This window comes from Streptomyces sp. Y309 (assembly GCF_056712025.1).
In genome coordinates, this window is the sequence record NZ_CM160048.1 from 3,191,159 (window position 1) to 3,210,757 (window position 19,599).

At 69.1% G+C, this 19,599-nt stretch carries 16 protein-coding genes and 1 riboswitch; of the genes, 8 read left to right on the forward strand and 8 right to left on the reverse strand.

What is annotated here, in order from left to right:
• Nucleotides 1–123: 123 nt before the first annotated feature.
• The 4 genes from AC0KTA_RS12185 to AC0KTA_RS12200 form a co-directional block, all read right to left on the reverse strand.
• Complete coding sequence (locus AC0KTA_RS12185) at nt 124–1,626, reverse strand: glycoside hydrolase family 3 protein (protein ID WP_481055141.1); 1,503 nt, start codon at nt 1,624–1,626, stop codon at nt 124–126.
• A 51-nt stretch (nt 1,627–1,677) separates the two neighbouring features.
• Nucleotides 1,678–2,508 (reverse strand): carbohydrate ABC transporter permease, encoded by an 831-nt coding sequence (locus AC0KTA_RS12190; protein ID WP_481055142.1) that lies wholly within the window; start codon nt 2,506–2,508, stop codon nt 1,678–1,680.
• Complete coding sequence (locus tag AC0KTA_RS12195; RefSeq protein WP_481055143.1) at nt 2,505–3,491, reverse strand: carbohydrate ABC transporter permease; 987 nt, start codon at nt 3,489–3,491, stop codon at nt 2,505–2,507. Before AC0KTA_RS12195 ends, AC0KTA_RS12190 begins: the two co-directional genes overlap by 4 nt.
• A 178-nt stretch (nt 3,492–3,669) precedes the next feature.
• Entirely contained in the window at nt 3,670–4,944 is a 1,275-nt protein-coding gene (locus tag AC0KTA_RS12200; RefSeq protein WP_481055144.1) for an extracellular solute-binding protein, read from the reverse strand.
• A gap of 422 nt (nt 4,945–5,366) precedes the next feature.
• Here AC0KTA_RS12200 and AC0KTA_RS12205 point away from each other — a divergent pair, with 422 nt between their 5' ends.
• From AC0KTA_RS12205 to AC0KTA_RS12235, 7 genes are all read left to right on the forward strand, one after another.
• Nucleotides 5,367–6,260 carry a GntR family transcriptional regulator gene (locus AC0KTA_RS12205; protein WP_481055145.1) on the forward strand — a complete coding sequence of 298 codons (894 nt, stop codon included), beginning with the start codon at nt 5,367–5,369 and terminating at the stop codon, nt 6,258–6,260.
• Between the two features lie 157 nt (nt 6,261–6,417).
• Entirely contained in the window at nt 6,418–8,586 is a 2,169-nt protein-coding gene (locus AC0KTA_RS12210) for a carbon starvation CstA family protein (protein ID WP_481055146.1), read from the forward strand.
• Nucleotides 8,586–8,783 carry a CstA-like transporter-associated (seleno)protein gene (locus tag AC0KTA_RS12215; RefSeq protein ID WP_481056395.1) on the forward strand — a complete coding sequence of 66 codons (198 nt, stop codon included), beginning with the start codon at nt 8,586–8,588 and terminating at the stop codon, nt 8,781–8,783. Before AC0KTA_RS12210 ends, AC0KTA_RS12215 begins: the two co-directional genes overlap by 1 nt.
• Nucleotides 8,784–8,915: 132 nt before the next feature.
• Nucleotides 8,916–9,215, forward strand: coding sequence for a DUF3311 domain-containing protein (locus AC0KTA_RS12220; protein ID WP_481055147.1), 300 nt, complete (start codon nt 8,916–8,918; stop codon nt 9,213–9,215).
• A complete protein-coding gene (mctP, locus tag AC0KTA_RS12225; RefSeq protein ID WP_481055148.1) occupies nt 9,212–10,840 on the forward strand; it encodes a monocarboxylate uptake permease MctP in 1,629 nt (542 codons plus the stop codon). The genes AC0KTA_RS12220 and mctP overlap by 4 nt, the downstream gene beginning before the upstream one ends.
• A 103-nt stretch (nt 10,841–10,943) precedes the next feature.
• Nucleotides 10,944–11,084, forward strand: a riboswitch (cobalamin riboswitch).
• A 129-nt stretch (nt 11,085–11,213) separates the two neighbouring features.
• The gene (locus AC0KTA_RS12230) at nt 11,214–13,685 is read left to right on the forward strand and encodes a ribonucleoside-diphosphate reductase subunit alpha (protein ID WP_481055149.1); all 2,472 of its coding nucleotides are present in this window, start codon (nt 11,214–11,216) and stop codon (nt 13,683–13,685) included.
• Nucleotides 13,685–14,725: a ribonucleotide-diphosphate reductase subunit beta gene (locus AC0KTA_RS12235; RefSeq protein ID WP_481055150.1), complete on the forward strand. Its 1,041-nt coding sequence runs from the start codon at nt 13,685–13,687 to the stop codon at nt 14,723–14,725. Before AC0KTA_RS12230 ends, AC0KTA_RS12235 begins: the two co-directional genes overlap by 1 nt.
• On the opposite strand, the gene AC0KTA_RS12240 is transcribed toward AC0KTA_RS12235, so the two are convergent.
• The gene (locus tag AC0KTA_RS12240) at nt 14,629–14,904 is read right to left on the reverse strand and encodes a hypothetical protein (protein WP_481055151.1); all 276 of its coding nucleotides are present in this window, start codon (nt 14,902–14,904) and stop codon (nt 14,629–14,631) included. The genes AC0KTA_RS12235 and AC0KTA_RS12240 overlap by 97 nt on opposite strands.
• Before the next feature lie 93 nt (nt 14,905–14,997).
• Here AC0KTA_RS12240 and AC0KTA_RS12245 point away from each other — a divergent pair, with 93 nt between their 5' ends.
• Entirely contained in the window at nt 14,998–15,969 is a 972-nt protein-coding gene (locus tag AC0KTA_RS12245) for a helix-turn-helix domain-containing protein (protein ID WP_481055152.1), read from the forward strand.
• A gap of 31 nt (nt 15,970–16,000) precedes the next feature.
• Here the strand turns inward: AC0KTA_RS12245 and AC0KTA_RS12250 are convergent, their stop codons facing one another.
• From AC0KTA_RS12250 to def, 3 genes are all read right to left on the reverse strand, one after another.
• Nucleotides 16,001–17,380: a bifunctional albaflavenone monooxygenase/terpene synthase gene (locus AC0KTA_RS12250; RefSeq protein ID WP_481055153.1), complete on the reverse strand. Its 1,380-nt coding sequence runs from the start codon at nt 17,378–17,380 to the stop codon at nt 16,001–16,003.
• The gene (locus AC0KTA_RS12255) at nt 17,377–18,345 is read right to left on the reverse strand and encodes a terpene synthase family protein (RefSeq protein WP_481055154.1); all 969 of its coding nucleotides are present in this window, start codon (nt 18,343–18,345) and stop codon (nt 17,377–17,379) included. Before AC0KTA_RS12255 ends, AC0KTA_RS12250 begins: the two co-directional genes overlap by 4 nt.
• Before the next feature lie 578 nt (nt 18,346–18,923).
• Entirely contained in the window at nt 18,924–19,574 is a 651-nt protein-coding gene (gene def, locus AC0KTA_RS12260; protein ID WP_481055155.1) for a peptide deformylase, read from the reverse strand.
• Nucleotides 19,575–19,599 lie beyond the last annotated feature (25 nt).

The following is a 19,599-nucleotide window of genomic DNA, read 5'->3' on the forward strand; positions in this document are numbered from 1 at the left end:
TGGTTTGTGCCCACCCGTTCCGCCCTGCGGAACGACTGCCCACAAACCACCGGGGGACATCAAACGACTGCCCGCAAACCACCGGCAGACATCAAACGACCGCCCGCAAACCACCGGGGGACATCACGTGCCCGTCAGGACCTCTGCTGCTGCCTGGCCGCAGACTCGGGCGGCGCCGTGTGTGGCTATGTGCAGGGCGCCGGACGGCTTGGCCTGGGGGACGCCCATCTCGACGACGACGGTGTCGGGGCGGGCGGTGAGGAGGTGGTCCACGGCGGCCGCCATCCACGGGTGGCGGTGGGCGTCGCGGACCACGGCGACGATGCGCCGGTCGCCCGCGGCGGCCAGGGCCTCGGCGCCCGCCCGGTCACCGCTGAAGGAGCCGGTCTCCGTGCCGGGGAGCCGACGCTTCAGCTCGGCGGCTACGCCCCACGGGGTCTCGTCGCCGACGGCGATGTTGGCCACGGGGGTGAAGGCGGCGACATAGGGGGCGTCGGTGAGCGGGCCCGCGTAGGTCTCGGTGTGGGTGACCGTCAGGGCGCGGCGGGCCGCGCGCAGGCCGATCTCGGGGTCGGCCCCGGCTGCCGGACCGCCGGCCGCACGCGAGGCCGAGGCCCAGTCGGCGAGCGCGCGCACCCGGGCTGCGGCGTCGGCGAGCCGCTCCTCCGGGAGTTCGCCCGCGCGCACCGCGGCGACCAGGGCGTCGCGCAGCCGCAGCACCGTGAGTTCGTCGTGCAGGCCGCCGCCCACGCAGATCGCGTCGCAGCCCGCGGCGACGGCGAGGACGGTGCCGCGCTCGATGCCGTACGTACCGGAGATCGCGCGCATCTCGATGCCGTCGGTGACGATGAGGCCGTCGAAGCCGAGTTCGCCGCGGAGCAGGTCGGTGAGGATGCGGCGGGACAGGGTGCCCGGGTGGTCCGGGTCCAGGGCCGGGACGCTGATGTGGGCGCTCATCACCGCGCGGGTGCCGGCGGCGATCGCGGCGCGGAAGGGGACGAGTTCGCGGGCGGCGAGCACGTCCGCGTCGACGTCGATGCCCGGCACCGCGTGGTGCGAGTCGACCGCGGTGTCGCCGTGGCCGGGGAAGTGCTTGGCGCAGGCGGCGACGCCAGCGGACTGCATGCCCTCGATGTAGGCGGCGGTGTGCCGGGCCACGAGGTCCGGGGCGGCGCCGAAGGAGCGTACGCCGATGACGGGGTTGCCGGGGTCGGAGTTGACGTCGGCGGACGGCGCCCAGTTGAAGGTCACGCCGCACTCGGCGAGGCGGCGGCCGAGCTCGGCGGCGACGCCGCGGGTCAGGTCCGCGTCGTCCACGGCACCGAGCGCGTGGTTGCCGGGGAAGGACGAGCCGGTGCGCACCTCTAGGCGGGTGACGTCGCCGCTCTCCTCGTCGATGGCGACGACGATGTCCTCGCGTTCGGCCCGCAACTGGGCGGTGAGCGCGGCGACTTGCTCGGGCGTCTGGATGTTGCGGCCGAACAGGCCCACGGAGGCGAGGCCTTCGCCGATGCGGCGCAGCAGCCAGTCGGGCGCGGTGGTGCCGCCGAAGCCGGGCTGCAGGACGGTCAGCGCGTCCCGCGTGAGGCTGTCCGGCACACGGGAGCCGGAGCCACCGGAGGTCATGGAACCAGAAGAACCCGCGGAGGATGCTGAAGAAGCAGAAGACATGGTGCGTTATCCCTTCACAGCGCCATCGGTCAGCCCGGCGACAGCCCTGCGCTGGAGGAAGACGAAGAGGACCAGGATCGGAATGGCGAACATCGAGGACGCCGCCATCGTGGCGCCCCAGTCGTCGCCGTAGACGGTCTGGAAGCCGGACAGCCACACCGGCAGCGTCTTCGCCTCGGCCTCCTTGTTGATCACGAGGACGAGCGCGAACTCGTTCCAGGCGGTGATGAAGCCGAAGAGCGAGGACGCCATCAGGCCGGGCGCGAGCAGCGGCAGGATGACGCGGCGGAAGGCCTGCATGCGGGAGCAGCCGTCGACCATGGCCGCCTCCTCCAGCTCGCGCGGCACGGCCGCGACGAAGCCGCGCAGCGTGAGCAGCGTCAGCGGCAGGATCATGATCGTGTAGAAGAGCGTCAGCGGGACCAGGCTGTTCAGCATGTCCGCGTCGCGCACGAGCATGTAGATGGCGATGGTCATGACTTCCCACGGCGCCATCTGCGCGATCATGAAGCCGACGATGAAGCCGCGCCGCCCCTTGAACCGCATCCGGGCCAGGGCGAACGCCGAGGCGAGACCGACGATCAGCGCGAACACCACGGCGAGGACGGTGACGGTCACGGAGTTCATGACCATCGTCCAGAAGTGGTCCGCGTCGGCGGCGGTCTTGAAGTGCTCGAACGTCGCGTTGAACGGGATCCAGACGGGGTCTTCGCTGATGATGTCGCCGGTCGGCTTGAAGGCCGTGGCGAACATCCAGTAGACGGGGAAGACGAAGCCGATGAACAGGAGGACGGCGACGACATTGGGCCAGGCACGGCCGAACCACGAGCGGTTCACAGCTCGTCCTCCTCTTGCTTGAGCACCAGACGCAGGTAGTAGAAGGACAGCGACAGCAGGATCAGGATGGTGAGCAGCGAGATGGCCGCGCCCATGCCGTAGTGCTGGTTGCCGAAGCCCTCGATGTAGGCGTAGACGGGCAGGATCTCGGTGAGCCGGTCCGGGCCGCCCTCATTGATCGCGAAGACCTGCGGGAACGCCTTGAAGACCCAGATGACTTCCAGGAACGTGGTCGCGAAGAGGAAGGGCTTCAGGTACGGCATCGTCACGTTCGTGAACGCCTTCCACGCGCCCGCGCCGTCCAGCGCCGCGGCCTCGTAGAGCTCCTTGGGGATCGTCGTCGTCGCGGCGTACAGGTTGATCGCCACGAACGGGACGGACTGCCAGACGATCAGCGTGATGATGACGAAGAAGGTGGAGTACTGGCCGCCCATCCAGTCGTACTCGGCCATCGAGCTCCAGCCGAGCTTGGCCAGGACCCAGTTGACGACGCCGAAGCGCTGGGCGAACAGCCACTGGTAGACGGTCGTCGAGGCGATGATCGGCATCGCCCAGGCGAGCACGAGGCCGAAGAGCAGCAGCAGCCGCATCTTCTTGCCGAGCCGGGCGAGCAGCAGGCCGACGAGGGTGCCGATCACCATGATGAGGACGACGTTGATGGCGGTGAAGGCGATGGACCGCCCGGTGACCCGCCAGAACTCCTCGTCGCCGAGGACGTCCTTGTAGTTGTCGATCCCGTTCCACTCGGTGAGGTGCAGGATGAACTGCCTCATATTGAGGTTCTGGAACGAGATCAGGCCGTTGTTGACCAGCGGCCAGCCGAGCAGCAGCAGCGTGCCGGCGATCGCGGGGAGCAGCAGCAGATACGGCGTCAGCGCCGTGGCCCGGTACCAGGCCTTCCGTGGGTCCTTCGGCTGCCCGCCGTCCGATTTCAGAACATCCGTCGGGCCTGAGGGCGGCCGTTCGGTCTTCTGTACGGTCATGCTCGCCATCTCTCTCGTGGGCATCACGCGACGCGCGTCCCGTGGGCTGCACGCGACGCACGGGTGCCGGGGCGGCGGGCACCACGGGGTCGGGTGACCGTGGCACCACGGGAGTCAGGTCACCGTGGTGCCACGGGGGTCGGGCCACCGTGGTCCGCCGCCCCGGCGGGACGCGTCCTTACTGCTTCTTGGCCAGGCGCTCGTTGAGCTCGCCCTCGACCTTCTTGGCGGCGTCGGCGGGCGAATCGCCGTTCAGGACCGCGGTCATGTAGTTCTTGATCGGGTTCGGCGGGTTCTCCACGGCCGCCCACTCCGGGATCAGCGGGGTGGTGCCGCCGCCGGCGGTGGCCGGGGCCATGGCCTCGGCGGCCGCGTTGCCCTTGAGGTTGGTCTCCAGGGCCTTCTTGTTCGGGATGACGCCGCTCTCCTTGGCGAGCGCGCCCTCGTACTTGTCGGACAGCGCGATCTTCAGGAACTCCTTGGCGAGCTCCTGCTTCTCGCTGGTCGCGGCGACGGCGAGGTTCGAGCCGCCCAGGAACACGCCCTCCGGCTTGGCGGCCGTGGCGCCCGGGATCGTGAAGTAGCCGATGTCCTTCTCGATCTTCTTGTTGGCCTTGATCGCGGTCGCGGCCTCCCAGCTCATGCCGATGAACGCGCCGGTCTTGCCCTTGGCGAAGACCTCGGCCTGCTGCGGCGTGGCCTCGTCCTTGTTCTTCGGCGCCTTGGAGAGCTTCTGGAACTTCTGGTACGTCTCCATCGCCTTGGTGACCTTCGGGTCGGCGAGGTTGGAGACGTACTTGTCGCCGTCCTTCTTGACGAGCTCGGCGCCCTCACCGATGGTCAGGCCGACGAAGTGGTACCAGTTCTGGCCCGGCAGGTAGATCGGCTCGGCGTCGGTCTTGTCGTCGATCTTCTTCAGGGCGGCGTAGAAGTCGTCGCGGGTCTTGGGCAGTTCCTTGATGCCGGCGTCGGCCCAGACCTTCTTGTTGTAGATCACGACGCGGTTGAGCACGAACCACGGGGCGGCGTACTGCTTGCCGTCCACGACCGAGGACTTGTTGATCGACTCGGTCCAGTCGGCGCCGACGGACTCCTTGAGGTCGCTCAGATCGGCGAGGCCGCCGGTCTTGGCGTACGCGGGAGTCTGCGTGTTGCCGATCTCGAAGACGTCCGGCGGGTTCTCCTCGGAGAGGGCGGCCGTCAGCTTCTGCTGGATGCCGTTCCACTGCTGCACCTCGAGCTTCAGCTTGGCGCCGGTCTTCTTCTCGAAGGCCGCCTTGACGTCCTTGGTCCAGGCGTCCGGCGTGGAGCCGTCCATCGCCCAGAGCGTCAGCGTCTCGCCCTTGAAGCCGTCCGCCCCGGACTTCTTGCCGTCCTTGTCGTCGCCGCCACAGGCCGCGACCGAGACCAACATGCCCGCGACACCGATAGCCGCTATGAGCTTGCGCTTCACAGTCATCCTCCTTTGGATGCCAGCCAACCCCCCACCCGCAGCGACCAAGAGGACCGAAAGTACTGCCCGTGGGACTGGACCTGGTCTTTAATGGTGTAGACCAGTACGGGGAGCTTGGCCTAGACCTATAGGGGTGTCAAGGGTGTATAAGAAGGGCAGTCGGGTCCGTTATCGGACCGACACCTGAGGGGGTACGAGCCTCCACCGGGCCATCGGATTCCCCCGAGATCGCGGCCTCGTCGGCGGCCTCGACCGCGGCCCACGTGAGCGCTCACGCGAGCACACGCGTGACCTTCGCGCGAGCAGGGGGGCGCCCCTCGCCCCGGACCGTGCCACGATGTGAGCCGCGACAGACGGAGGACCCGGTGACCACAGCACAGGAGCCGGTGACAACAGCAGCACAGGAGCCGGGAAGGCGGAGCATGGGCACAGAGGCGGGCAGTACCCAGGCCGGGACGGCCACGTCCGCGACGGCATCGGCGGGGACGTCCGCGACGGCGTCCGCGGGCACGGCGGCGACGGCGGCAGCGTCGCCGGCGGCGTCCACGAGCACCGCGGCCGCCACCACGGCGGACGGCTCGGGCCCCGGCAAGTCGGTCCGCCCGGCCCGCGTGCCCAAGTACTACCGCCTGAAGCGGCACTTGCTCGACATGACCGAGACCCTGCCGCCGGGCACCCCGGTCCCGCCCGAGCGCACCCTCGCCGCCGAGTTCGACACCTCCCGCACGACGGTCCGCCAGGCCCTCCAGGAGCTGGTCGTCGAGGGCCGCCTGGAGCGGATCCAGGGCAAGGGCACGTTCGTGGCCAAGCCGAAGGTCTCCCAGGCCCTCCAACTCACCTCGTACACCGAGGACATGAAGGCCCAGGGCCTGGAGCCGACCTCCCAGCTCCTGGACATCGGCTACATCACCGCCGACGACACCCTCGCCGGCCTCCTCGACATCGCCACCGGCGGCCGCGTCCTGCGCATCGAGCGGCTGCGCCTGGCCAGCGGCGAGCCGATGGCCATCGAGACCACGCACCTGTCCGCCAAGCGCTTCCCCGCGCTGCGCCGCTCCCTGGTCAAGTACACCTCGCTCTACACCGCGCTCGCGGAGGTGTACGACGTGCACCTCGCGGAGGCCGAGGAGACCATCGAGACCTCGCTCGCCACCCCGCGCGAGGCCGGACTGCTCGGCACCGACGTCGGCCTGCCCATGCTGATGCTGTCGCGGCACTCGCTGGACGGCTCGGGCCAGCCGGTGGAGTGGGTGCGGTCGGTGTACCGGGGCGACCGGTACAAGTTCGTGGCCCGGCTCAAGCGCCCCCAGGAGTAACCCGGCGCGGAACGACCGCGGAACGACCGCGGGACGCCCCGGCGAAGAGCCGCCCACCCCTCGTACAGACGCAGTCCCGTCCGCCCCATGGCGCAGATCACTTTCCTGGCCTACGGTCCTCCCGTCACCGCAGATACGTGAACGGGAGGACGGCCCCGTGCGCACAGCGAACCCCAAGAGCATCGCTCTCTGGACAGTCGTGGCTCTGGTGGGTGCCGCTGGCTGGACCGTACTCGCGCTCTCCCGGGACGAGGAGGTGTCCGCCGCCTGGATGGTGGCCGCCGCCCTCGGCTCGTACGCCATCGCCTACCGCTTCTACGCGAAGTTCATCGCGTACAAGGTCCTGAAGGTCGACAAGCGCCGGGCCACCCCCGCCGAACGCCTCGACAACGGCATCGACTACCACCCGACCGACCGGCGCGTGCTGCTCGGCCACCACTTCGCGGCCATCGCGGGCGCCGGGCCGCTGGTCGGACCGGTGCTCGCCGCCCAGATGGGATATCTGCCCGGCACGATCTGGATCATCGCGGGCGTGATCTTCGCGGGCGCCGTGCAGGACATGGTGGTCCTGTTCTTCTCCACCCGCCGTGACGGCCGCTCCCTCGGGCAGATGGCGCGGGACGAGATCGGTCCTTTCGGCGGGGCCGCGGCGCTGCTCGCCGCCTTCGCCATCATGATCATCCTGCTCGGCGTGCTCGCGCTCGTCATCGTGAACGCGCTCGCCGAGTCGCCGTGGGGCACCTTCTCCATCGCGATGACGATCCCGATCGCCCTGTTCATGGGGTTCTATCTGCGGATCCTGCGGCCGGGCCGGGTCAGCGAGGTCTCGCTCATCGGCGTCGCGCTGCTGCTGCTCGCGCTGATCGCGGGCCGCTGGGTGGCCGAGTCGTCGTGGGCGGAGGCGTTCACGCTCGCGCCGTCGACGCTGGTGATCTGGCTGGTGGCGTACGGCTTCATCGCCTCGATCCTGCCGGTGTGGATGCTGCTCGCGCCGCGCGACTATCTGTCGACCTTCATGAAGATCGGCACCATCGCGCTGCTCGCACTCGGCGTCGTCATCGCGCTGCCGACGCTCAAGATGGACCCGGTCACCGACTTCGCCTCGCGCGGCGACGGGCCGGTCTTCGCGGGCTCGCTCTTCCCCTTCGTGTTCATCACCATCGCGTGCGGCGCGCTCTCCGGATTCCACTCGCTGATCTCCTCCGGCACGACACCGAAGATGATCCAGAAGGAGACGCAGGTCCGGATGATCGGCTACGGCTCCATGCTGATGGAGTCGGCCGTGGCGATCATGGCCCTGGTGGCGGCGTCCATCATCGACCCGGGGCTCTACTTCGCGATGAACGCGCCCGCGGGCGTCGTCGGCGACACCGTCCAGGAGGCGTCGAAGGCCGTCGCGGGCTTCGGATACACCATCTCCCCCGAGGACTTGGCGCAGGCCGCCAAGAACGTGGAGGAGAGTTCGCTGCTCTCGCGCACGGGCGGCGCGCCCACCCTCGCGATCGGCGTCTCGGAGATCTTCTCCAAGGTCACGGGCGGCTCGCTGCGCGCCTTCTGGTACCACTTCGCGATCATGTTCGAGGCGCTGTTCATCCTCACCGCGCTCGACGCGGGCACCCGCGTGGGCCGCTTCATGCTCCAGGACATGCTGGGCAACGTCTACAAGCCCTTCAAGAACATCAGCTGGAAGCCCGGGCTCGTCCTGACCAGCGCGGCCGTGACCGGCCTGTGGGGCTACTTCCTGTGGGTCGGCGTGCACGAGCCGCTCGGCGGCATCAACCAGCTCTTCCCCATCTTCGGCATCGCCAACCAGCTGCTCGCGGCCGTCGCGCTCGCCGTCTGCACGACGCTGCTCGTGAAGTCCGGGCGGCTCAAGTGGGCCTGGATCACCGGGATTCCGCTCGCCTGGGACGCCACGGTCACGCTCACCGCGAGCTGGCAGAAGGTGTTCTCCAGCGACCCGCGCGTCGGCTTCTTCAAGCAGCGCTCGATCTACCAGGACGCCATCGACGACGGCAGGATCCTCGCGCCGGCCAAGTCGATGGACGACATGCACACCGTCGTCACCAACTCCACGGTGGACGGCGTCCTTTCGGCCGCCCTCGCGCTCCTCATCGTGATCGTCGTCGTGGACGCGCTCCGCATCTGCCTCCGCCACATCCGCGATCCGCTGTCGTCGAAGCTGAGCGAGGCGCCGTTCGTGGAGTCGCAGACGGTGGCGCCCGCCGGGCTGTTCCCGACCAAGGAGGAGAAGGCGGAGCTGGCCGCCGCGTCGGCCGCTCCCGCCGCCCCCTCCGCTCCCGCCGCCCCTCGGGACTCGTCATGATGAGCAGGCTGCTGCGCGCGGGGCGCTGGATGCGTTGGTACGTAAGGGAGTTGACGGACGAGTCGGCGTACGAGCGGTACGTGGCCCATGCGCGCAAGGAGCACCCCGGGGCCGCCGTGCTCAGCCGCCGCGCGTTCGAGCACATGCGGACGGACCGGCAGGAGTCGGACCCCCGGCAGGGCTTCCGCTGCTGCTGAGCCGCCGCTGAGCAGGCACGACCACAGTTCCGGTACCCGTCCGTTATACGGACAGGGGTTCCGTACCGCGAGACCGTCGCTTAGATTTCCCGCACGTTAAGCACGGGATAAGCGAGGGAACGGAGCCGCGGTATGTCAGATGCGCCTGAAGTGCCGGTTGCGCCTGAAGTGAGTCAACCGGTGGTCACACCGGTCCGCGTGGTCATCGCCCTCTGCCTCGTGGCGCCCTTCGTGGCGATGCTCTGGGTGAGTTCCTACGCCAAGGCCGACCCGGCCTTCATCGGCATCCCGTTCTTCTACTGGTACCAGATGCTGTGGGTGCTGATATCGACCGCGCTCACGATGATCGCGTACAAGCTGTGGCAGCGTGACCAGCGCGCCCGCAAGACCGCAGAGGCCGCCAAGGCCCTCAAGGAAGGTGCGTCCCGGTGAACGACGGCGTCAACGGCGTCGCGCTCGCCGTCTTCATCTTCTTCTTCCTCGCGGTCACCGTCATGGGCTTCCTGGCGTCCCGCTGGCGCCGGGCCGAGAACGACCAGAGCCTCGACGAATGGGGCCTGGGCGGCCGGTCGTTCGGGACCTGGGTGACCTGGTTCCTGCTCGGCGGCGACCTCTACACCGCTTACACCTTCGTGGCCGTCCCGGCGGCGATCTACGCGGCGGGCGCGGCCGGCTTCTTCGCCGTGCCGTACACCATCCTCGTCTACCCGCTGATCTTCACCTTCCTGCCCCGCCTGTGGTCCGTCTCGCACAAGCACGGGTACGTCACCACCTCGGACTTCGTCCGCGGCCGCTTCGGCTCCAAGGGCCTGTCCCTCGCGGTGGCCGTCACCGGCATCCTCGCGACCATGCCGTACATCGCGCTCCAACTGGTCGGCATCCAGGCCGTGCTTGACGTGATGGGCGTCGGCGGCGGCGAGGACACCAACTGGTTCATCAAGGACCTGCCGCTGCTCATCGCCTTCGGCGTGCTCGCCGCGTACACGTACTCCTCCGGACTGCGGGCCCCCGCGCTGATCGCATTCGTGAAGGACACCCTGATCTACATCGTGATCGCGGTGGCCATCATCTACATCCCGATCAAGCTCGGCGGCTTCGACGAGATCTTCCACGCGGCGAACGAGAAGTTCTCCGCGACGAACGAGGCCACCGGCAAACCCGTCGGCGCGCTCGTGCCCGGCGACGCGGGGACCTGGACGTACGCGACGCTCGCGCTCGGCTCCGCGCTCGCGCTGTTCATGTACCCGCACTCGATCACCGCGACGCTGTCCTCGCGCAGCCGCGACGTGATCCGCCGCAACACCACCATCCTGCCGCTGTACTCGCTGATGCTCGGCCTGCTCGCGCTGCTCGGGTTCATGGCGATCGCGGCCGGAGTCAAGGTCGAGAACGGGCAGTTGGCGATTCCGCAGCTCTTCGAGGACATGTTCCCGGACTGGTTCACGGGCGTCGCGTTCGCGGCGATCGGCATCGGCGCGCTCGTGCCCGCGGCCATCATGTCCATCGCGGCCGCGAATCTCTTCACCCGCAACATCTACAAGGACTTCCTCAAACCGGACGCGACACCCGAGCAGGAGACCAAGGTCTCCAAGCTGGTCTCGCTGCTGGTGAAGGTGGGCGCGCTCGCCTTCGTGCTCACCATGGACAAGACGGTCGCCATCAACTTCCAGCTCCTCGGCGGCATCTGGATCCTGCAGACCATGCCCGCGCTGGTCGGCGGCCTGTTCACGCGCTGGTTCCACCGGTGGGCGCTGCTCGCGGGCTGGGCGGTCGGCATGGTCTACGGCACGGTCGCGGCGTACGGAGTCGCCTCGCCGACGCAGAAGCACTTCGGCGGCTCGTCCAAGGAGATCCCGGGCATCGGTGAGATCGGCTACATCGGCCTGACGGCCTTCGTCCTGAACGTCGTCGTGACCGTCGTCCTCACCTTCGTCCTGAGGGCCCTCAAGGCCCCCGACGGCATCGACGAGACGTCCCCGGAGGACTACACCGCCGACGCCGGAGACAAGGGCGTGGCGGCCGAACCACCGAAGGTCGGGGCAGCTTCCGGCCACTAGGCCTTGTACGGTGACAACGGGCCGCCGATGAATCGGCGGCCCGTTGTCGTGTCCGCGGCCGACACAACATGTGGGCCTGCTCGCATCGTCGGACACAAGATGTATGCTCGTGCTCGCTGTCGCCGCAGGGGAATCCGGTGCAAGTCCGGAACTGTCCCGCAACGGTGTACTGGTACGCATTTGGGCGCCCGCGCCACACGCTGTGCCAGTGAGTCCGACGACCTGCCGACGGCGTACCCGGATCGTCCGGTCCGGGTGCCGAGACGTCCGGGCCTCGCGGAATGGGTTGGTGGACGCGGATCGCCCCTGCGCGGGCGCAGCCGCGCCGCGCCGCTCCCCCGAAGGCCCAGAGCCGAGCGAGGGAGAGCACCACGTGACCATCGCGCCCGCCGAACCCGCGTCAGCGCAGGCCCAGCAGCAGCCGGCGCAGGCCGGCCAGCAGGCAGCGGCCGAGCAGGCCGCGCCGACCACCGACGGTCCAGGCACCGCGCTGCTGCGCACCCTGACCGACCTCACCGCCGACCTCCCTGACGCCGACCCCGGCCGCGTCGCCGCCGCCGCGCTGCGCGGCCGCTCGGCGAAGGCGGACGAGGCCGAACTGCGGGAGCTCGCGACGGAGGCGGCCGCCGGACTCATCTCCGAGGACCCCGCCTACTCCCGGCTCGCCGCCCGGCTGCTGACCATCGGCATTCGTGAGGAAGCCGCCTCACAAGGCGTCACGTCGTTCTCCGAGTCGGTCGCCGTCGGCCACCGCGAGGGCCTGATCGCCGACCGCACCGCCGAGTTCACGGTGCAGCACGCCGCCCGCCTCGACGGTCTCGTGGACGCCGCGCTCGCCGACGGCGCCGACCGCCGCTTCGAGTACTTCGGCCTGCGCACGCTGCACAGCCGCTATCTGCTGCGGCACCCCATCACCCGCAAGGTCGTCGAGACGCCGCAGCACTTCATGCTGCGCGTGGCCGCCGGTCTCGCCGAGGACACCGCGTTTGACTCAGCGGAAGCGGGCGAGCGGGCGCTCGACGAGGTCGCCGCGCTCTACCGCCTGATGAGCCGCCTCGACTACCTGCCGTCCTCGCCCACGCTCTTCAACTCCGGTACCCGGCACCCGCAGATGTCCTCGTGCTACCTCCTGGACTCGCCGCTGGACGAGCTGGACTCCATCTACGACCGGTACCACCAGGTCGCCCGGCTCTCCAAGCACGCCGGCGGCATCGGGCTCTCGTACTCCCGCATCCGCTCGCGCGGCTCGCTGATCCGCGGCACCAACGGGCACTCCAACGGCATCGTGCCGTTCCTGAAGACGCTTGACGCCTCCGTCGCCGCCGTGAACCAGGGCGGCCGCCGCAAGGGCGCCGCCGCCGTCTACCTGGAGACCTGGCACTCCGACATCGAGGAGTTCCTGGAGCTGCGGGACAACACCGGCGAGGACGCCCGGCGCACCCACAACCTGAACCTGGCGCACTGGATCCCGGACGAGTTCATGCGCCGCGTGGCCGCCGACAAGCCGTGGTCGCTGTTCTCCCCCGCCGACGTGCCCGAGCTCGTCGACCTGTGGGGCGAGGAGTTCGACGCCGCGTACAAGAAGGCGGAGGCGGCCGGTCTCGCGCAGAAGACCATCCCCGCCCGTGAGCTGTACGGCCGCATGATGCGCACCCTCGCGCAGACCGGCAACGGCTGGATGACCTTCAAGGACACCGCCAACCGCACGGCCAACCAGACCGCCGAGCCCGGCCACACCGTCCACTCCTCCAACCTCTGCACGGAGATCCTGGAGGTCACGGACGACGGCGAGACGGCCGTGTGCAACCTGGGGTCGGTGAACCTCGGCGCGTTCGTCGACACGGAGCGCGGCGACATCGACTGGGAGCGGCTCGACGCCACCGTGCGCACGGCCGTCACGTTCCTCGACCGCGTCGTGGACATCAACTTCTACCCGACCGAGCAGGCCGGGCGGTCGAACAGCAGGTGGCGCCCCGTGGGCCTGGGCGCGATGGGCCTCCAGGACGTCTTCTTCCAGCTCAAGCTGCCCTTCGACGCGCCCGAGGCGCGCGCCCTGTCCACGCGCATCGCCGAGCGCGTCATGCTCGCCGCGTACGAGGCGTCCGCCGACCTCGCCGAGCGCAACGGCCCGCTCCCCGCCTGGGAGAAGACCCGCACCGCGCGCGGCGTGCTGCACCCCGACCACTACGGTGTCGAGCTCGCCCCGCCCGAGCGGTGGGCGGCGCTGCGGGCGCGGATCGCGAAGACGGGCATGCGCAACTCGCTGCTTCTCGCCATCGCGCCGACGGCCACCATCGCGTCCATCGCGGGCGTGTACGAGTGCATCGAGCCGCAGGTCTCCAACCTCTTCAAGCGCGAGACGCTGTCCGGCGAGTTCCTCCAGGTCAACTCGTACCTGGTGGACGAGCTGAAGCGGCTCGGCGTGTGGGACGCGCAGACCCGTGAGGCGCTGCGCGAGGCCAACGGCTCGGTGCAGGGCTTCACCTGGGTCCCCGCGGACGTGCGCGAGCTGTACCGCACGGCCTGGGAGATCCCGCAGCGCGGGCTCATCGACATGGCCGCCGACCGTACGCCGTTCCTGGACCAGGCGCAGTCCCTGAACCTGTTCCTGGAGACGCCGACCATCGGCAAGCTCTCCTCGATGTACGCCTACGCCTGGCAGCGCGGCCTGAAGACCACGTACTACCTGCGCTCGCGCCCGGCGACGCGCATCGCCCGCGCGGCGGGCGGTTCGAGTGCCGGTGCCGCCGCCCCCACGCCCGCCCCCGTCCCCCAGCAGGTGACCGACCCCGACGCGATCGCCTGCTCCCTGGAAAACCCCGAGTCCTGCGAGGCCTGCCAGTAATGTCCCAGTCCGCCGCCCACACCGTCACCACCCAGGGTGAGAAGAACCTGCTCGACCCGGGCTTCGAGCTCACGCTGCGCCCCATGCGCTACCCGGACTTCTACGAGCGCTACCGCGACGCGATCAAGAACACCTGGACCGTCGAGGAGGTCGACCTCCACTCGGACGTCACCGACCTGGCCAAGCTCTCGCCCGAGGAGCAGCACCTGATCGGCCGCCTGGTCGCGTTCTTCGCGACCGGCGACTCGATCGTGTCGAACAACCTCGTCCTCACCCTGTACAAGCACATCAACTCCCCCGAGGCGCGGCTGTATCTGAGCCGGCAGCTCTTCGAGGAGGCCGTGCACGTCCAGTTCTATCTGACGCTGCTCGACACCTATCTGCCCGACCCGGAGGACCGCAACGCGGCCTTCGCGGCGGTGGAGAACATCCCGTCCATCCGGGAGAAGGCCGAGTTCTGCTTCCGCTGGATGGACTCGGTGGAGAAGCTGGACCGCCTGGAGACCCAGGCCGACCGGCGCCGCTTCCTGCTGAACCTGATCTGCTTCGCGGCGTGCATCGAGGGCCTGTTCTTCTACGGTGCGTTCGCGTACGTGTACTGGTTCCGCAGCCGCGGCCTGCTGCACGGCCTGGCGACCGGCACCAACTGGGTGTTCCGCGACGAGACGATGCACATGAGCTTCGCCTTCGACGTCGTCGACACCGTGCGCAAGGAGGAGCCGGAGCTCTTCGACGACGCGCTCCAGCAGCAGGTCACCGACATGCTGAAGGAGGCGGTCGACGCCGAGCTGCAGTTCGCGCGCGACCTGTGCGGTGACGGCCTGCCCGGCATGAACACCGAGTCGATGCGCGAGTACCTGCAGTGCGTCGCCGACCAGCGCCTCCAGCGCCTGGGCTTCGCGCCGGTCTACGGCTCCGAGAACCCCTTCTCGTTCATGGAGCTTCAGGGCGTGCAGGAGCTGACCAACTTCTTCGAGCGGCGCCCGTCGGCGTACCAGGTCGCCGTGGAGGGGTCGGTCTCGTTCGACGACGAGTTCTGAGCCACGGGGGCCCGCCCCGGCTGCGGGCCCTGCCGTGGCTCCGGGCCCTGCCCGCGCTCGGCCTCGCGCAGCTGGCGGGCGATCCGCCGGTCGTGTGCGTGGCCGATCAGTGACGGCAGCGCCATGAGCAGGAAGACTCCGAGGACGGCCGCCGTGTTGAGTACGTCATGTGCGTTCATGACGTCCACTCTCGCGGCGGCCGTCCGCGTACGTCAGTGGCAGGACTGCCGCACACCCTCGATTTCCTGCCAGTCGCACGGCACACTGGGCCCATGTTGAACAACGTGGCCGCCGTCGTGCTCGACGGCGTGCACCCCTTCGAACTCGGCGTCGTGTCCGAGGTGTTCGGCCTCGACCGCAGCGACGAGGGGCTGCCGGTGTACGACTTCGCGGTCGCCTCGGCCGAGGGCCCGGTGCTCTCCACCCACGCCGGGTACTCGATCACCACCTCGCACGGCCTGGAGCGGCTCGAAGAGGCCGACCTCATCACCGTCCCGGCCGGCGACTCGTACGTGACCCGGGAGTTTCCGCCCGAGCTGCTCGACGCCCTGTGCCGCGCCGCCGACCGGGGCACCCGCGTGCTCAGCGTCTGCACCGGCGCCTTCGTGCTCGCCGCGGCCGGGCTGCTCGACGGGCGGCGGTGCGCGGTGCACTGGCGGCACGCCGAGGAGCTGATGCGGCGCCATCCGCGCGCGATCGTCGAACCGGACGTGCTGTACGTCGACGAGGACCCGGTCATCACCTCCGCGGGCACCGCCGCGGGCATCGACGCCTGCCTGCACCTCGTCCGCAGGGAGAACGGCATGGAGGTCGCCAACGCCATCGCGCGCCGGATGATCGTGCCGCCGCACCGCGACGGCGGCCAGGCCCAGTACATCGAGCGGCCGCTGCCCCGCACCCGGTGCGACACCGTCGGTGAGGTGCTCACGTGGATGGAGCGCCACCTCGACCAGGAGCAGGCCGTCGACCAGCTCGCCGCCCGCGCCCATATGTCGCCGCGCACCTTCGCCCGCCGCTTCCAGCAGGAGACGGGCACGACGCCGTACCGCTGGCTGCTGCGCCAACGCCTGCTCCGTGCCCAGGAGTTGCTGGAGGCGACGGACGAGACGGTGGACGCGATCGCGGGCCGCGCCGGCTTCGGGACCGCGGCCGCGCTGCGCCATCAGTTCGTACGCGCCCTCGGGACCACGCCGAACGCCTATCGGCGCACGTTCCGCGGGCCCGGCGCCGACTCGGCCGCCTGAACGGGCGGGAGCCGGCACCGGGCGCGCGGGGTCAGCGTCGCTTCGCCCGCAGGACCAGCTTCTTCGGGTGCAGCGTGATGCCGACCTTGGTGCCCGTGTCGGTCCGCTCGACCCGGGACAGGCGCCACTTCGGCGACACGGTGGCCAGGATGATGGTGAGTTCGGCCAGACTGAAGTGATCGCCGGGGCACTTACGGTTGCCGACACTGAACGGCATCATCGCGAACTCCGGTACGCTCGCGGCGCGTTCCGGATTCCACCGGTCCGGGTCGAACTCCAGATGCCGCTCGAACGAACGCGGATCGCGTTGCATCGCGTACACGCTGTACACGATGTCCGTGTCGGCCGGAATGCGATAGCCGCCGAGACTGGTCTCGGCCACCGCGCGGCGCGTGAAAATCCACGCGGCCGGGCGTATACGCATCGCCTCCGTGACGACATTGCGTGTATGCGGCAGCTCCTTGAGATCGGCGAAGGCGACCGGACGCCCTCGCGTCACGGAATTTACCTCTTCAACCAACCGCCTTTCCTGCTCCGGGTGTTCGGTCAGCAGATGGAACGTCCATGCCAGCGTGGACGCCACATTCTCGGCTCCCGCCACCACCAGCGAGACGACGTGGTCGTGGATCTCCTGATCGGCCAGCGGCTGCCCCGATTCGTCGCGCGCCCGGAGCAATACGGCAAGCAGGTCCTCTTCCCGGCCGCTCCCGCAGGCGCGGCGTTCGGCGATGATCTCGTCGACGAGCGCGTGCAGATCGGCCAGTGCGCGTTCGAAGCGCCGGTTGGCGGGGGTCGGCACGCGGTAGAGCGGGCCGACGGAGAGCACCATCCGGCGGTAGAGGCCTTCGAAGACGGTGTGCAGCGAATCGCTGATGCGGTCCGCCTTCTCACCGATCGACTCGACTTCCAGGAGTGAGCGGGACACGATCCGCACCGCGGTGCGGAACATCTCCGCGCTGACGTCCACCGTGCTGCCGTGGTCCCAGCGGGCCGCGGTCGCCTGTGCCTCCTCCTCCATCACGCGGGCGTAGTCGGCGATGCGCTCGGGCCGGAAGGCGGGCTGCATCATGCGGCGCTGGCGCCGGTGCAGCGGGCCGTTGCTGGTCGCAACGCCCTTGCCGAGCAGGACCTCCAGGGTGTCCCAGAGCGGGCCGCCGACGACGAAGTCGGTGCTCTTCAGCATCTCGCCGACGAGTCGCGGCGCGCACACCGCGTACGCGGTCTTGGGCCCGAGCCTGATCCGGACGAGATCACCGTGGTCGCGCAGGTCCGCCAGGAATCCGAGCGGATCGCGCACCAGGTTCCATGCGTGGCCGAGAAGTGGTGCTCCGCCCTGGACCACGGGCGGAATGCGGAGCCGTTCGGGAGCTGCGGGTGCGGGTATCGCGGACGCTGCTGATTCGACGGTCATTCTTCACCACCAGAGGGATTGTTTCCTGCCAGTTCGATGCCGGGGAATTCGGGGGCGACGACGTCGGAGACATACGGGGGATGAGTCCGGTCGACCCAACTGTCGACGCGATACCTGCCGGATTCGTGATGGAACCAGTACACGGAACTGAACCAGTTCCGCATGTTGAACACACAGGATTGCAGCGCGGCGCTGACTTTCATTCCCTCAGCCGTTCCGTCCGCCCATACATCGGCCAGTCGGAGAACATCGGGCTCCACCGCGAGAAAATCTCCGACGCAGTCACTCACGCGTCGATGAACTTCCGCCACCGCCTGTTCCAGCGACATTCCCTCGTGCTGAATGAGAGATATTCCGAGGTTGTGCACCTCGTCGCCGGCAAGCTCCTTGGGAAGGGAGCAGAGGTCGTTGTACCAGGCGGAAAAATCCTGTGTCGCGAGCGCCGCCGCACGATAAGCCGGATGTTTCCGTACGGCCTCCGGCAATTCCCACCGTGCGGTGGGTTCGAGCAGATCGATCCAGATCCAGTGCGCGAAGGTGAGCCGGCGCAGTTCCACATAGGCCTCGACGCCCGGGACGGTCCCGGTGCGCCGGTTGCCGAACTCGTGGTCGTACGCGTCGATCACCGGGTGGAAGTGCCGGGCGAAGCGCGCGTTCCACCGTGGCCCGAGGTGCGCGTAGAGCCTGATGACACAGTCCGCGAAGGCCGCGACCAGTGGGTCCCGGTGGCCCAGTTGCTGCCGCGGGTGGTCCAAGGTCGCGTGCAGGCCCTGGCACAGCCGCCGCCACTGCACCGTCCTGCCGTGCACCGCGTCCCGGTCGTGCCGGTCGTCCCAGCCGAAGAACCAGGAGCTCAAGTCCGCGATGGCGTCGAGCAGTTCATCCGGGGCGCCGATGTAGTAGCCGGCGACCAGGTCGGTGTAGCAAAGGCTGTCGGCATATGCCGCGACCTTGTCGGGGGGCATGAGCCGCTTTTCCAGGAGCCATGCCCGTGAGTTCTCCTGAAGCTTTGGCCAATACGGATGCAGATGACGGGGAAACTCCGACTCCACCACCGGAAGGGCCAGAGCGGGCGGTACGGATACCGCCCGCGTTCGAAGGGCCGGGCGCAACGGCCCGGTCGGCTTCCGGCGTTGCCGCGGTACGCGTTCCGCTGCATATGCCGGAAGCCCTGCCGGTACCGCTGTCGTCCGGTCCGACTGTGAAGTGCTGTGTGAGGAAGCAGGCACGAACAAACCCCTCTCGACCGCCTGAGGACCCACGCCCCTCCCGCCGTGCCGGGCGCGCGCCGTTGCGTATCCCCGCGCTTTCTATTCAGCACCACAACTGACCGTTCAGGGAACAGATTTGCGCCATTCACTACCCCAGCGTGCCGAGAACATCCCCTTACGTGACCGAATATGGATCACCAGCGGCTGATCGTGGGCTAGTCCTGTCCTGTTCTGAGCGGGTATAACAACGGCCCCTGGTCAGGGGGGTGTTCCCCGACCAGGGGCCGCTGCTGCTGTCACGTGCTTCCCGCGCGCCTCAACCGTGGCGCAGATCAGTCGTTCGGCACCACGGGATAGCGCGGGGTGCCCTCTTCCATCTGCCGCAGCGCGTCCTTGCGCTCGCGCTTGGAGAGGCGGTCGATGTACAGGTACCCGTACAGGTGGTCCGTCTCGTGCTGGAGGCAGCGGGCGAAGTAGCCCTTGCCGCGCACCTTGATCGGGTTGCCCTTCTCGTCCTGGCCGGTGACGACCGCGTAGTCGGGGCGGGCCAGCTCGGCGTAGGCGGTGGGCACGGAGAGGCAGCCCTCGCCCGAGTCGTCCAGGCGGCGCTGGTCGGCGGGCAGCTCCTGGAGCACGGGGTTGCAGACCACGCCCACGTGCCGGACGCCGTCGTCGTCCATGCAGTCGTACACGAAGACCTTCAGGTCGACGCCGACCTGGTTGGCGGCCACGCCCACGCCCTGCGCGGTGCGCTGGCTGGCGAACATGTCGTCGACCAGCTTCGCGAGATCGTCGTCGAAGGCGGTGACGTCCTTGCACTCCTTGTGCAGGACCGGGTTGCCGACGACCGTGATCGGCCGGGACGTGCCGCGCTCGCGGTAGGCCGTCTCGCGCTCCTCGCAGTCCTCCGTGTCGATGACGAAGCCCTCGTCGTCGACCGGGAGCACTCCGCCCGGCCGCTGCTGCTCAGTGTCCTGCGCCATGTCCGCCGTATGCCTTCTTCCTGGG